The 12,873-nt window shown below is 33.3% G+C and carries 15 protein-coding genes; 7 read left to right on the plus strand and 8 right to left on the minus strand.

Annotation, left to right across the window (positions count from 1 at the left end; all coding sequences use genetic code 11):
- Positions 1-101: 101 nt before the first annotated feature.
- The 3 genes from ACIQ2I_RS04505 to ACIQ2I_RS04515 all read right to left on the minus strand — a co-directional run bounded on the left by ACIQ2I_RS04505 (position 102) and on the right by ACIQ2I_RS04515 (position 3,064).
- Complete coding sequence (locus tag ACIQ2I_RS04505) at positions 102-1,604, minus strand: PH domain-containing protein (protein ID WP_396181238.1); 1,503 nt, start codon at positions 1,602-1,604, stop codon at positions 102-104.
- Positions 1,605-2,162 (minus strand): PH domain-containing protein, encoded by a 558-nt coding sequence (locus ACIQ2I_RS04510; protein WP_396181239.1) that lies wholly within the window; start codon positions 2,160-2,162, stop codon positions 1,605-1,607.
- Positions 2,163-2,224: 62 nt separating this feature from the next.
- Positions 2,225-3,064, minus strand: a complete 840-nt coding sequence (locus ACIQ2I_RS04515) for a 1,4-dihydroxy-2-naphthoyl-CoA synthase (protein ID WP_396181240.1) — start codon at positions 3,062-3,064, stop codon at positions 2,225-2,227.
- 130 nt (positions 3,065-3,194) lie between these two features.
- Between ACIQ2I_RS04515 and ACIQ2I_RS04520 the strand changes: the two genes are divergently transcribed.
- Together ACIQ2I_RS04520 and ACIQ2I_RS04525 are read left to right on the plus strand one after the other, a co-directional pair.
- A complete protein-coding gene (locus ACIQ2I_RS04520; RefSeq protein WP_396181241.1) occupies positions 3,195-3,623 on the plus strand; it encodes a PH domain-containing protein in 429 nt (142 codons plus the stop codon).
- Positions 3,623-4,813 carry a serine hydrolase domain-containing protein gene (locus tag ACIQ2I_RS04525; protein ID WP_396181242.1) on the plus strand — a complete coding sequence of 397 codons (1,191 nt, stop codon included), beginning with the start codon at positions 3,623-3,625 and terminating at the stop codon, positions 4,811-4,813. Before ACIQ2I_RS04520 ends, ACIQ2I_RS04525 begins: the two co-directional genes overlap by 1 nt.
- Before the next feature lie 11 nt (positions 4,814-4,824).
- On the opposite strand, the gene ACIQ2I_RS04530 is transcribed toward ACIQ2I_RS04525, so the two are convergent.
- Genes ACIQ2I_RS04530 through ACIQ2I_RS04545 form a run of 4 tightly spaced genes read right to left on the minus strand, consistent with a single transcriptional unit; the run spans position 4,825 to position 7,944 of the window.
- Entirely contained in the window at positions 4,825-6,270 is a 1,446-nt protein-coding gene (locus tag ACIQ2I_RS04530) for a DUF3570 domain-containing protein (RefSeq protein WP_396181243.1), read from the minus strand.
- A gap of 9 nt (positions 6,271-6,279) precedes the next feature.
- Positions 6,280-6,489 carry a DUF4266 domain-containing protein gene (locus ACIQ2I_RS04535; RefSeq protein WP_396181244.1) on the minus strand — a complete coding sequence of 70 codons (210 nt, stop codon included), beginning with the start codon at positions 6,487-6,489 and terminating at the stop codon, positions 6,280-6,282.
- 37 nt (positions 6,490-6,526) lie between these two features.
- Positions 6,527-7,510, minus strand: a complete 984-nt coding sequence (locus tag ACIQ2I_RS04540; RefSeq protein WP_396181245.1) for an FAD:protein FMN transferase — start codon at positions 7,508-7,510, stop codon at positions 6,527-6,529.
- Complete coding sequence (locus ACIQ2I_RS04545) at positions 7,510-7,944, minus strand: thioredoxin family protein (RefSeq protein ID WP_396181246.1); 435 nt, start codon at positions 7,942-7,944, stop codon at positions 7,510-7,512. Before ACIQ2I_RS04545 ends, ACIQ2I_RS04540 begins: the two co-directional genes overlap by 1 nt.
- A 173-nt stretch (positions 7,945-8,117) precedes the next feature.
- Here ACIQ2I_RS04545 and def point away from each other — a divergent pair, with 173 nt between their 5' ends.
- The 5 genes from def to ACIQ2I_RS04570 all read left to right on the plus strand — a co-directional run bounded on the left by def (position 8,118) and on the right by ACIQ2I_RS04570 (position 12,140).
- Positions 8,118-8,705, plus strand: a complete 588-nt coding sequence (gene def / locus ACIQ2I_RS04550; RefSeq protein WP_396181247.1) for a peptide deformylase — start codon at positions 8,118-8,120, stop codon at positions 8,703-8,705.
- A gap of 93 nt (positions 8,706-8,798) precedes the next feature.
- Positions 8,799-9,221 (plus strand): DUF5606 domain-containing protein, encoded by a 423-nt coding sequence (locus ACIQ2I_RS04555; RefSeq protein WP_396181248.1) that lies wholly within the window; start codon positions 8,799-8,801, stop codon positions 9,219-9,221.
- Between the two features lie 158 nt (positions 9,222-9,379).
- Positions 9,380-10,159, plus strand: coding sequence for a nucleoside triphosphate pyrophosphohydrolase (gene mazG / locus ACIQ2I_RS04560; protein ID WP_396181249.1), 780 nt, complete (start codon positions 9,380-9,382; stop codon positions 10,157-10,159).
- A gap of 38 nt (positions 10,160-10,197) precedes the next feature.
- On the plus strand, positions 10,198-11,280 hold the full coding sequence (locus ACIQ2I_RS04565) for a serine hydrolase domain-containing protein (RefSeq protein ID WP_396181250.1): 1,083 nt from the start codon (positions 10,198-10,200) through the stop codon (positions 11,278-11,280).
- 305 nt (positions 11,281-11,585) lie between these two features.
- Complete coding sequence (locus ACIQ2I_RS04570) at positions 11,586-12,140, plus strand: hypothetical protein (RefSeq protein ID WP_396181251.1); 555 nt, start codon at positions 11,586-11,588, stop codon at positions 12,138-12,140.
- 107 nt (positions 12,141-12,247) lie between these two features.
- On the opposite strand, the gene bcp is transcribed toward ACIQ2I_RS04570, so the two are convergent.
- Positions 12,248-12,700, minus strand: coding sequence for a thioredoxin-dependent thiol peroxidase (gene bcp, locus ACIQ2I_RS04575; RefSeq protein ID WP_396181252.1), 453 nt, complete (start codon positions 12,698-12,700; stop codon positions 12,248-12,250).
- Positions 12,701-12,873: the final 173 nt, after the last annotated feature.

Genomic DNA, 12,873 nt, shown 5'->3' on the forward strand with positions numbered 1-12,873 from the left:
ATTTATATACATCAATTGTGTTGCAAAGTAACCAATAAATTAGCATTGAAATGCTTAAAAACAGAAGAAGTTTTTTATTTGCAATTAACTTTTCCATACAATTACATCCAGTTTTTATTTGTGGTTTCCACTTGATACAACCAATTATTCACCATTTTTTTTATTTCATTATAGTTGCCAGTTGAAAATTCAATGTTACAAGCCGCAGTTGACAAATTAACCGAACCAATATTTGTACCTTTTTGCCAAAAAAATTGTTGCGTTGTAATGGCTTGTATTTTATAAGGTTCTACAATTGTATTGTCAATATCCCACGCGCCATTTTGTTTGATAATGAAATCATTAGAAACAAAAAGCTTATAATTTTTATACGAAAACCAAGTTAAAATCCCCGAAAAAATTGCAAAAACAAAACAATACAAAGCCACTTCGTCCCACCTCAATAAATCAAAAAATAAATTAACCAATGAGAAAATAATTATAGGAAGTAGTAGTAAAAAAAATAATTTTAAAACCAATTTTCGCCAATTTGGTAGCATTAATTTTCCTTTTTCTGGAAACGTGTTAAAGAGTAATTTTAAAACTTCATCACGCTCTAATGATGAAGCACCGGGGACATCAATTTTATCATTTTTACTTTTAGCTTCAGGATTACTTGATGCTTGGCGGATACCAATTGTTAGAATATCAAACTTTTTCTGAAAGAAATTTTGAGTGGTTGTAACAACTTGGACTTTAGTTGGATGTAATAATGTGTTTTTGGTTGCCAATAATCCGTAAGAAAGTACAATTGATTGTTTGTTTTTACGAATTGTAAAATCATAATATTTTATAATAGTTTGAAATAAATTAACAACCAATACTATTCCAATAATCGTTCCTAAAACTATTGCTATTGAAGTTAATATTGGTAATTTATCTAAATAACCCGTCACTTTATCCTCTTGAGTTTGTGCACCATCAAATATATTTTTAATATTTTCTAACACCGCTGACATAAAAACAATAAATAACACAAAACTCTTAACATAGTTTGAAGTTAATCCAATTTTAATCAAACTTGACAAACTAATTTTCACTAGCGCCGACGGTACTTCAACTACTTCTTTATCCTCTATAAACGTTGAATTTTCTGAAGCGTAATTGATTAATCGATCTTTTAAAACGATGGCAAGTTCGTGTGGAATAGCGCTTATGGATGCTTCTTTTTTATCGCTTCCTGCGGTATCAATTTCTAATTTGTATACATTTATAAATCGTTGAATTAGACTTTGATTGATGTTTACTTGCTGAATTTTGTGCAACTGAATGGTGATTCTGGTTTTGTTTAAAACACCTTTTTGAATTACGAAATCGCTATTTTCTTCATCAATATAAAACGTGAAAAAGTAGTATTGCAAATAAGAAATTATCGCAATAATTACAATGAAACCAAGAATTCCTAAATATATAAATGCAGTTTTGGAAGCATCCATCTTTACTAACCAAATTAGCAAAATAGGCCACATGGCCCGCAAAATTTTTTGCAAGGTATCTGCAAACATAACTAAAACACCTAGTAATGATTGACGTTGTGGCTGAGAAAAATCTGTTAAATTATTCATTTATTCCAAAATATTATGAACGTTTTGAAGTGCATCCGTTGCATCTGGATTGATCTTTTTAGAAACTAAATTTTTTATTTTCTGAGCGTCTTCCAAAAGCAAACCGGGTATTTTAATATCTGAACTATTGCCACCAGCCGTAAACAGCTCTACAGAAGCCAAGCCAAGTTTTCTCGAAAAAAAACCTTGATGAAGCGCTACGTGTTGCACCCGATTAAACGGAATTATTGTAGTCGTTTCAGAAATTAAACCCGATTTATAAATGGCATCGTGGGTTCTAAAAGCGTATCCTTTTTTTTTGGTACTAATTTTTGCTAGTGGATATGATAAGCCAATTAAAATCGAAATTGCTATTCCCATAACCAACCAAATTATATTGGAAAAAAGTTCAGTTTGAAAATAATAAGTAACCAAATAAACCATTAAAATAATAAAATTAATTAGGCTCAAAATAATTGCAACCACAGTAAAATACTTAGGCTGTAATTGATTTAATTTCACTTCCTCAAACCTAGGCAAATCGATAATTTCTGTAGTTTCATTTGTAAATTCCTGCATCTTTTTTACTTTTTACTTTAAGCTTTTACCCTAAACCTTTTACCTTATACCCTTCACCCAACCTAAGGAATGTACTTTTTCTCAAAATTGGGTTTGCGTTTTTCCAAGAAAGCATTTCGGCCTTCTATAGCTTCTTCGCTCATGTAGGCCAATCGTGTGGCTTCACCAGCAAAAACTTGTTGACCCACCATACCATCATCGGTTAAATTCATAGCGAATTTTAACATTCTAATAGACATTGGCGATTTTTCTAATATTTCTTGTGCCCATTCAAAAGCAGTTGATTCTAATTCAGCATGCGGAATCACGGCATTTACCATACCCATTTCGTAGGCTTCTTGGGCAGTATAATTTCTTCCTAAAAAGAAAATTTCTCTGGCTTTTTTCTGCCCTACCATTTTGGCCAAATATGCTGAACCATAACCCCCATCAAAACTGGTTACGTCAGCATCGGTTTGTTTAAAAATGGCATGTTCTTTACTTGCTAAAGTTAAATCGCATACCACATGCAAACTATGTCCGCCACCAACAGCCCAACCTGGAACCACGGCAATAACTACTTTTGGCATAAAACGAATTAAACGTTGTACTTCTAATATATTTAATCGGTGGTAACCGTCTTCGCCTACATACCCTTGGTTGCCTCTAGCTTTTTGATCGCCACCACTGCAAAAACTCCAAATTCCGTCTTTAGAAGACGGCCCTTCAGCAGATAAAAGCACAACACCAATAGAAGTATCTTCATGGGCATCTTTAAATGCATCTAATAATTCAGCAGTTGTTTTTGGACGGAAAGCATTGCGCACATCAGGTCTGTTGAAGGCAATACGCGCAACACCATCACATTTTTTATAAGTGATATCTTCGAACTCTTTAACGATTTTCCAATTGATAGTTGACATTTTTAATAATTTTTTATCAAAAATACTTCAAAAATACTTTAATTTGCAAAAGCAGGTGACATTTTTATAAAATCGAATCAAAAAAAAATTTTAAGTAGTAATTCGCCATAAGAAAACAGTTAAACCATTCATGAAATATAAATCAGACTTTAGTAAATTAAATTTCTTCATTCCCTTTTTTCCTGCAATACTAATATCGCTTATTGCATTTTTTTCAGGAGATGCTATAGAAATGGTGTTGGCGCCCATTGGTTTTCTAATTTTGCTTTTAAGCGTATTTATTACGGTTGCGTTTTTCACTACCTATTATGAAATTCAAGAAAACCTATTGATTGTTTCCTTGTTTTTTTACAAAACAAAAATTAAAATTTCAGAAATTAGAACCATAAAATATTCCAATTCTATAATGAAAACAAATTTTTACAAACCGGGCTGTCATCACAAAGGAATTGAAATTGTTTATCATAAATACGACGATATATTTATATCACCAAATAATAGAGACCAATTTATTGCGCAGTTAATCGAACAAAATCCAACTATAGAAATCAGAAAATAATGAGAATACGCCGTTCCCTTTTATGCCTTACTTTATTCACAATATCTTGCAAAGACAAAGCATCCGAATTTTCAAAAAATAATGGTACACAAGAAGATCAAAGCGACTTTTTTGTGGCATTTAACGAATTAGATCCTGCCTATTGCGAGAAACAGAAAAACGAAATTAGTTACCAATACAATAAATTAATTAACAAAAATGACTTTTATGGTCAGTTTTTAGTGGCTAAAAATGGAAAAATCTTATTTGAAGATTATGAAGGGTTTGCCTACAAAGAAAAAGACGATAAAAACAGAAAAAATAAGCCCATTCATATCGCTTCAGTAAGTAAAGTATTAACGGCAGCGGTGATTTTAAGAATGGTTGACCAAGAAAAAATTGGATTAGATGATAAAGTTTCCGAATACTTAAAAGGTTTTTATTTTGACGAAATTACAGTTAGGATGTTACTAAATCACCGAAGCGGATTGCGTCATTACGGATATTTTATAGAGCGTGATGTAAAATGGGACCGCTCTAAACGCATTACCAATCAAGATATTTTAAAACTTATAAATTCCGGGAAAATTCATTTGGAAAGCAAACCAGGCACTCGATTTGCGTATTGTAATACCAACTATTCGATATTAGCGTTAATCATTGAAAAAGTTTCAGGAATGCGGTATCATGAAGCGATGAATGAACTTCTTTTTAAACCATTAGGAATGAAAAATACGTTTGTGTTTGATTACGAAAAACACCATGATACGGTAAGTCAAACCTATAAATCAAATAGATTACGTTTGGCTTTTGACCATTTGGATTTGGTATATGGCGACAAAAATATTTACTCCACCGCACGTGATTTATTAAAATTCGACTTGGCTACGTATTCGGATAACTTTTTTAGCGAAAAACTAAAGAAAGAAATATTTAAAGGATACAGTTACGAATCGAAAGGAGAAAAAAATTACGGTTTAGGTATTCGTTTACGTGAATGGCCTGAGGCACCAACCTTAACGTATCATAACGGTTGGTGGCACGGCAATACCTCATCGTATATTACTCAAAAAACAGATACGGTTACGATTATTGCTTTGTCCAACAAAATGACATATAATACTTATAAAACTAAGAAGTTTATTGTCTTATTCAATCCTAAATACCCAATTAAATTAGATAATAGTGATGTTGGTGGCGCTAATGAATAATATTTACTGATTTACTGATTTACAAATTTAAATGCAATCGTAGCAATATCTGCATGCAAGCCGTCAGTTCTTTCGTAATGATTGAATCTGAAATCGATGTTTTTTAGTCCGAATTTCCAAATTTTCGCAGCGGTAAATATGTCGGTATACGTAAATCCAGCACCGTATTGCTTGGCGTTAAATGTAGATAAATCAAAATCTGAAGTATAGAATTTTTCCGTAGAAAGATGTTGTTCAAAAGGAGCAAAATATTTAGATTGCAACTGTGTATAATATCTATACATTGGAAAAATGGTAAATTTATCAGATACTTTAACTGGAATTTCAATGGAAGCAGTATGTGCTTGTATGTCCCAATCGTCAGAATAATAACGGTAATACGTTCTAAAAACAACAGTTTCGTTTAAATAATAATTTAATCGAGCCCCAATTGGTAATTTAAAACGCGTATTTGGTAAACGTTCAATGTCATCCGCCAAACGGTATACATCGCTATTTGAAGGGTTTTCGTAATTTGAAATACTAGCTGGGTTTCCAATATAATAATTGGGTTTATCTGCAAAATAGACTCTATGGTATGGTGTGGATAACATCCCATCTTGTTGTAACAGATCAAAAAACACTGAAACTTGAAACTTTTTTGTTAAAACTTGAGAAAAACCAACAGATGCCGAATACGAGTTTCTGGCAACAGCACTCCATTTTGCAAATGTATTTGGCAAATAACCCGAGGAAACAGCACCGCTTTGATTATATACCGTAACACCTGCAAAATAACCATTGCTTTGAAAACCAGGACCGTATTTTCCAAATTCACTTAATTCTGTTGGATAAATAGGACGCCATTGGTCTAAATAGGCATTGACTTTTAAAGATACTTCTGAATTTTTATCATTAAATAATTTAGAGATACCACCTCCAAAACCAATTGAAGTATAATCGTATTCATTTGAAAAAGCCACATCGGCATTCCAAATAAAATTTCTATCATCGCTACTATGACTGTAATTGGCATTTATGGCTGCCAATACATCACTCTGCGAAGCACCAGAAGAGGCTTGCCAAGGCGTACCTGTTGGACCTGTTGCCAATGCGACAGCTGCTACTCTATCGTCATCATCTCCTTCACCACCTCTGGAAGCACCTGAAGCGTTAAAAGGGTTGATATTACTTGACGAAGCGGATGTATAAGCAGAAATACCACTATCAATGGTTAACACATCATCGTCATTTAAAGGCATAGCGATTACTATGTTGGCTGTGGCATTGGTTAATTTTTCAGAACCAATGCCACCTCCAACAGAAGAATGTGTTCCATCTTGTTTGTAATAACTAGATAAAAAGTCAATTTCTGTAGTTTCCAAAACACGTTTTTTAAATACAATTGTTGTGTCTTTTTTTTGTTGCGCGTACGATAAAAACGAACATAAACTTAGGGCGAATACTATTTTTTTCATCTTTATATATTAATTACAACCACAACCACCACCAGATTTTCCACCATTGGCACCTGCGGCTGCTTCACGATACACTTGAAAAGACGTTTCGTAACGTTCTGAAGCACGAGCGGATAATTTCATGTCCACATCGTTGATTTTTTCTTTTTCGTACTCTTTAACCGAATTACACGATTGGAAAACCAAAAGTAAAACCGCTAATTTTAAAAACTTTTTCATATTTTTATTATTTACACACCTCCTATAACGGAATGTTTTATTCATATTTTTTGATATCAATTCCTTTAGATGTAAAAATTTTACCTTTATCATCCACAATAATGCACTCAATGCCTTTCAGTTGATTAATTAAATCCAATCCTACTTCTACTCCCATAACAAAAACGCCAGTTGCCAAAGCGTCTGCAATTTCTGTTTGTTTGGCAAATACTGAAACACTTACTACGCCTGTTGCTGGATATCCTGTACGAGGATCAATTATGTGCGAATAGCGAATGTTATTAAAAGTGACATATTTTTCATAACTTCCTGAAGTTTCTACAGCACTATCTATAAGTGGAAAAGTAGCAAAAACTTTATTTTTATTTACAGGATTTACCACACCAACCGTCCAAGGTTTACCATCTGTTTGACTACCCCATGTGTTTATATCGCCCGAAACATTTACAATTCCGGCAGTACAACCTTTGGCTTGAAGTACTTTTTTCACTTTATCGGCAATGTAGCCCTGACCAATACCGCCAAGTCCTAATTTCATACCGGCATCTTTAAGGAAAATCGTTTTGTTTTTGGCGTCTAAAATTATTTTTTCATAACCAATTCGTTCTACTGATTTTTTAATCGCTTCAGGTGAAGGCATTTCTTTCATCGACCCATCAAATTTCCAAATTTTATCCATTGACGCATACGAAATATCGAAAGCACCATCCGTTAATTTAGAAATTTTAATAGCGCGTTCCACCAATTCGAATACTTCGTTATTGACTTTAATAGGAACTATACCTGCATTCTGATTTACTTGTGAAATTTGTGTAGTCGAAATCCAATCTGAAATTAAATTTTCAATTCGTTTTACTTCATTTACAGCTAAATTGGTATAAAAATCCCCTTCAATGGTATCTTTGGCCACTACCGTAATTTCAAAAGGACTGCCCAATAAAAAATACTTTTTCTTATGTGTAATTTGAGAAAAAGCAGTTAAGGTTCCTAAAAACCAAAAAAGACAAAATTTCAATTTCATTATTTTATCATCGCATTTAAAAGTTGCACATATTCTGTAGGCGATACATTCTTATAGCCAGTAATTCCTATGACTTTACCAGTAGTATCTAATAAAACCACCAATGGAAAATTACCTTCTTTATTGTATTTTTCAGCTAATTTTTTATTGCTATCTGTAAGTTCTACCGAAAGTAAGTTTCCTTTTTTCTTTGGAAAATCGGCTTTTACTAAAACCCATTTTTGTGCCGCTTCTGCTTTAAAAACTTCTGTTTGAAAAATGGTTCTGTCTAATTTAATGCAAGGTGCACACCAATCTGATCCAGAGAAGACCAAAAGAATATTTTTATTTGAAGACGCTGCTTCCGTTTTGGCAGCCTCTAAAGATGTGGTCCAATTTTGAGAAAATGACAATGTAGCTGAAAATAAAAGTGCAAATAGAATTATTTTTTTCATGGCTTTTAAGAATTGTTTACTGTTTCTTTTATAACACAAATATACGAATTTTATTGCTTAATGGCTTTGTTAAAATATTATTTATTTGTTATATAATTACAAGATAAAAGGGTTCAGAAAATTAATACTTAAGAATAAAAGAAAATTTGCTAATTTTGCAAAAAAAAGAAACCATGATTTTACCTATATACGGATATGGCGAAGCTGTTTTAAGAAAAGTTTGCGAAGACATTACACCAGAATATCCAAACTTGACCGAAACACTAAGCAACATGTATGAAACCATGTACAACGCTTATGGTGTGGGTTTAGCTGCGCCTCAAGTAGGGTTGCCTATTCGCTTGTTTGTAATTGACACCACTCCTTTTGCAGATAGCGATGATATATCTAAAACAGAAGCAGAAGCATTAAAAGATTTTAAACAAACCTTTATTAATGCTAAAATTTTAAAAGAAGAAGGTGAAATATGGGGTTTCAATGAAGGCTGTTTAAGTATTCCCGATGTGCGTGAAGACGTTTTGCGTCATGAAACCATTACTATTGAATATTACGATGAAAACTTCGAGAAGAAAACAGAAGTTCACAACGGATTGATTGCCAGAGTAATACAGCATGAATACGACCATATTGAAGGCATTTTATTTACCGACCATCTTTCTATGCTAAAGAAAAAATTAGTAGGTAAAAAACTGCAAAACATTATGGAAGGCAAAGCCAGACCAGATTACAGAATGAAATTTGCCAACTTAAAAATCAAATAAAATAGCCGTAACAATTTTATGTTTTATTTTGGATTTTCAAATTGGAAATTCATATATTAAAATATATATTTGCTCACATTTAAATTATAACCCATGAGTTTTCAAAAAATATTAGCCATTTCTGGGAAACCAGGACTTTACGAATTAAAAGTACAAACCCGTTCTGGATTTGTCGCAGAAGCCTTATTAGATGGTAAAAAAATAACTGTCGGTTTAAGAAGTAATGTAAGTTTATTATCTGAAATTGCCGTGTTTACTTACAATGAAGAAGTAAAATTAATTGACATTTTCAAAGCCATTGCTACAAAAGAAAACGGAGAAGCAACCATTTCGCACAAAGAAATAGACGACAAATTAAAAAGCTATTTCCGTGAAATTTTACCAGAATATGACGAAGACCGAGTATACACATCGGATATTAAAAAAATATTCAATTGGTATAATATTTTACAACCTAAAGGCTATGTTACTTTAGATGCTTTAAATACCGAAGTAAAAGAAGAAACCCCTGAATAACCATTTTCAGTTAGAAATATACATTCATCCCATGCTTTAGTAGTATGGGATTTTTTTTTATCTTTGACGTAAGGAAAGGCAAAAGTAAAAAGTCTAAAAATCTAACCAGTCTATCAATCTAACAATCTAACCAGTCTAAAAATCTAACAAATCTAAATATGAACACCCGAGCACAACAACTACAAGCCTTTGAAAGATTACTGGATATTATGGACGATTTACGTGAAAAATGTCCGTGGGATAAAAAACAAACGTTAGAAAGCTTGCGTCATCTTACCATAGAGGAAACCTATGAATTGGGTGATGCCATTTTAGATAATGATTTACCTGAAATTAAAAAAGAACTCGGCGATTTGTTGCTACACATTGTGTTTTATGCAAAAATAGGTTCGGAAACAAATGATTTTGACATTGCCGATGTGGCCAATAGCATTTGCGATAAGTTAATAGACCGCCATCCGCATATTTATGGCGATGTGGTGGTGGAAAACGAAGAACAAGTAAAACAAAATTGGGAAAAGCTGAAATTAAAAGAAGGCAGAACCTCAGTTTTAGAAGGTGTTCCAAAAAGTTTACCTGCATTAGTAAAAGCCAGCAGAATTCAAGATAAAGTAAAAGCCGTAGGATTCGATTGGGAAGAAACCCATCAAGTTTGGGAAAAAGTACAAGAAGAAATTGCCGAATTACAAGTGGAAATAGCCGCGAATAATCAAGATAAAATGGAAGCCGAATTTGGCGATGTATTATTCTCTATGATCAATTACGCACGCTTTTTAAATATCAATCCAGAAGACGCCTTAGAACGCACCAACAAAAAATTCATCAAACGCTTTCAATACTTAGAAAGTAAAGCCACCGAATTAGGCAAATCACTTTCCGATATGACTTTGGCCGAAATGGATGTTTTTTGGGAGCAAGCAAAAAAGTCGAAAGTCTGAAAGTCTGAAAGTCGAAAGTCGAAAGTCGAAAGTCTAAAATGTCTAACAATCTAAGAAGTCTAAGAAAACTACTCCTAATAACAAGTATCCTATTCATTTCTTGTAGTGAAACGGATTGTGGTTGTGTGCCTCCTCCAGAGGAACCTATTTATTTTCCGCCAAATACAGGCACTTGGGAAACCAAAACACCAGAAAGCATGGGTTGGAACACGGCAAATATTGCAGCACTTAACACCTACTTAACCGAGAAAAACACCAAAAGTTTTATTGTTTTACATAACGGAAAAATAGTTTTAGAAAATTATTACAATGGCCATACCGATACGTCGATTTGGTATTGGGCAAGTGCGGGAAAAACATTAACCGCAACAGTTACAGGAATAGCGGCACAAGAAGGATTATTAAATATAAACAATAAAGTCTCCGACTATATAGGAACCGGCTGGACGAGTGCGCCATTAGCCAAAGAAAATCTTATTACTTGCAAAAATTTATTAAGCATGAATTCTGGTTTAAATGATGCCTTAGGCGATATTGTTACACCCAATAATTTACAATACGTAGCCGATGCAGGTACCCGATGGGCATATCATAATGTATATGTAAAATTACAAAATGTGGTAGCCACTGCGAGCAACCAAACATGGGACGCTTATTTTAATAACAAATTACGCAACCCAATTGGTATGACTGGCGCTTGGGTTACCGACCCAACGGCATTAAGTGTTTATTGGAGCAATAGCCGAAGCATGGCACGTTTTGGCTTGCTAGCTTTAGCCAATGGAAACTGGAATGGTACACAAATTATTAATTCAAATTATTTGAATGCTGCCACTACAACTTCTCAACCAATTAATTTAGCGTATGGCTATTTGTGGTGGCTAAATGGAAAAAGTAGCTTTCAACTTCCTCAAAGTCAATTGCAATTTAATGGTAGTATCATCACTACCGCTCCGGCAGATATGTATTGCGCATTGGGTAAAAACGATCAAAAAATATACGTGGTACCCAGTCGTAAATTAGTCATCATACGCATGGGAGATGCGGCAGATATTAGCAACCTGGCCTTATCTAATTTTGATGAAGTGCTTTGGCAAAAGATTAATGCGGTGGTGAATTAGATTGTTAGACGGATTAGATTGTTAGATATCTTAGATCTTCAGATTGATGTTAATGACGCGTTACTACCAAAAATAGAAAAGACTTATAGAATTTTAGGAAAATAGTGGCTTGAATGTAAAGAAGATGGCTTCGAAAACCTAAGCATCCATTATGTAAGCGAATTTTTTAACTAATTTTTAAGATTTTTTTATAATTATATGTTTTGGCTAATCCAGAATTTTTGCTTTATTTGTTACTATTAGTTATTTAGGCGTTAACCCTAAGCAACAATTTTTTAAAAAAATATAAAACTAAAATTTACAATATGAAAAATACGAAAAAAATCTTGTTTACCTTGCTTTTAGTAGCTGTTGTGGTAAGTAGCGTAGTTGTTGCCAACAACATTAGTAAAAAGGAACTTTCTAAAAAAACGATGCAAAAGCCACACACGGCAGCAAAAATGAAAGCGGCACGCAAAAAATGGGAAGCTAGCCCTGATGGTATTGAATACAAAAAATGGGAAAACTCCCTAGAAGGTAAAAAAGTGGACGCCAGTTATGAAAAAATAAAAAAGCACTTTAAAGTTTTTAGCGATATGGAAGCAGTGGTAACTTCTGTTACTTTTCAGCGAGAAAATGTACAATCAACTAGTCCAAAATGGCTTATCGTAGAAATTGAAGGCGAAACCTATATGATGCAATTTATTCCAAAAGAATTTGAGCAACTAAAAAGCTTAAAAGTAAACGACAAAATAATTGTAAGAAGTCGAAGCGCAGGATTTTCGAACAATCATCCATATTTGATATTATCCGGCGACTATATTGCGAAAGACAATAAAGTACTTTTTAAACGCGACTATAGTAAAAATAACCGTTGTTAAAACACATCGTTTGTCAACCAGAACTCGTTTCAGGTTCTTTCGAGATGCTGAAACAAGTTCAGCAAATGTGTATTCTAGATGAAAAACGTAAGGTACTTCTTGTTTATTTAGTCTAAAATTTGACTGGCGTGCGCTTTTGTTTTCACATCAGATATGATATTGGTAATGGTACCATGCTCGTCAATTACAAACGTGGTTCTATGAATACCATCATACTCTTTTCCCATGAATTTTTTTGGTCCCCAAACGCCAAATGCTTCAATCACAGATTTGTTTTCATCAGCTAATAAGTCAAACGGAAAACTATATTTTTCTTCAAATTTCTTTTGAGCTTTGGCACTATCGGCACTAACGCCTATCAATTCGTAATTATTGGTTTGAAAGCGTTCGTAATTGTCTCGTAAATCACAAGCTTCAGCTGTACAACCCGGCGTATTCGCTTTCGGATAAAAGAATACTACTAGTTTTTTTCCTTTATATGCGGCTAAGGTATGCTCCTTTCCGTTTTGATCTTTTCCTGAGAAATTGGGCGATTTATCACCTACTTTTAAATGTGTCATATTTTTGGGTTTAGGGTGTTGGTTTACAGGTTCAGAATTTAGGAAATTAGTTATATGTTATTGATTTTTGATATTGTTATTGACATTGATTAACTTTACGACATCAAATATACAAAAATGACTAAAAAAGAACGTGCAACATTTGTTATAAATACGTTAAACGATTTTTATCC

The sequence above is a fragment of the Flavobacterium sp. genome (assembly GCF_044368995.1).
In the GTDB taxonomy this organism is placed as follows: Bacteria; Bacteroidota; Bacteroidia; order Flavobacteriales; family Flavobacteriaceae; genus Flavobacterium.

Coding starts and splice junctions, on each gene's coding strand:
- ACIQ2I_RS04505 (WP_396181238.1), bottom strand. CDS start 1,604: ATGAATAATTTAACAGATTTTTCTCAGCCACAACGTCAATCATTACTA.
- ACIQ2I_RS04510 (WP_396181239.1), bottom strand. CDS start 2,162: ATGCAGGAATTTACAAATGAAACTACAGAAATTATCGATTTGCCTAGG.
- ACIQ2I_RS04515 (WP_396181240.1), bottom strand. CDS start 3,064: ATGTCAACTATCAATTGGAAAATCGTTAAAGAGTTCGAAGATATCACT.
- ACIQ2I_RS04520 (WP_396181241.1), top strand. CDS start 3,195: ATGAAATATAAATCAGACTTTAGTAAATTAAATTTCTTCATTCCCTTT.
- ACIQ2I_RS04525 (WP_396181242.1), top strand. CDS start 3,623: ATGAGAATACGCCGTTCCCTTTTATGCCTTACTTTATTCACAATATCT.
- ACIQ2I_RS04530 (WP_396181243.1), bottom strand. CDS start 6,270: ATGAAAAAAATAGTATTCGCCCTAAGTTTATGTTCGTTTTTATCGTAC.
- ACIQ2I_RS04535 (WP_396181244.1), bottom strand. CDS start 6,489: ATGAAAAAGTTTTTAAAATTAGCGGTTTTACTTTTGGTTTTCCAATCG.
- ACIQ2I_RS04540 (WP_396181245.1), bottom strand. CDS start 7,510: ATGAAATTGAAATTTTGTCTTTTTTGGTTTTTAGGAACCTTAACTGCT.
- ACIQ2I_RS04545 (WP_396181246.1), bottom strand. CDS start 7,944: ATGAAAAAAATAATTCTATTTGCACTTTTATTTTCAGCTACATTGTCA.
- def (WP_396181247.1), top strand. CDS start 8,118: ATGATTTTACCTATATACGGATATGGCGAAGCTGTTTTAAGAAAAGTT.
- ACIQ2I_RS04555 (WP_396181248.1), top strand. CDS start 8,799: ATGAGTTTTCAAAAAATATTAGCCATTTCTGGGAAACCAGGACTTTAC.
- mazG (WP_396181249.1), top strand. CDS start 9,380: ATGAACACCCGAGCACAACAACTACAAGCCTTTGAAAGATTACTGGAT.
- ACIQ2I_RS04565 (WP_396181250.1), top strand. CDS start 10,198: ATGTCTAACAATCTAAGAAGTCTAAGAAAACTACTCCTAATAACAAGT.
- ACIQ2I_RS04570 (WP_396181251.1), top strand. CDS start 11,586: ATGAAAAATACGAAAAAAATCTTGTTTACCTTGCTTTTAGTAGCTGTT.
- bcp (WP_396181252.1), bottom strand. CDS start 12,700: ATGACACATTTAAAAGTAGGTGATAAATCGCCCAATTTCTCAGGAAAA.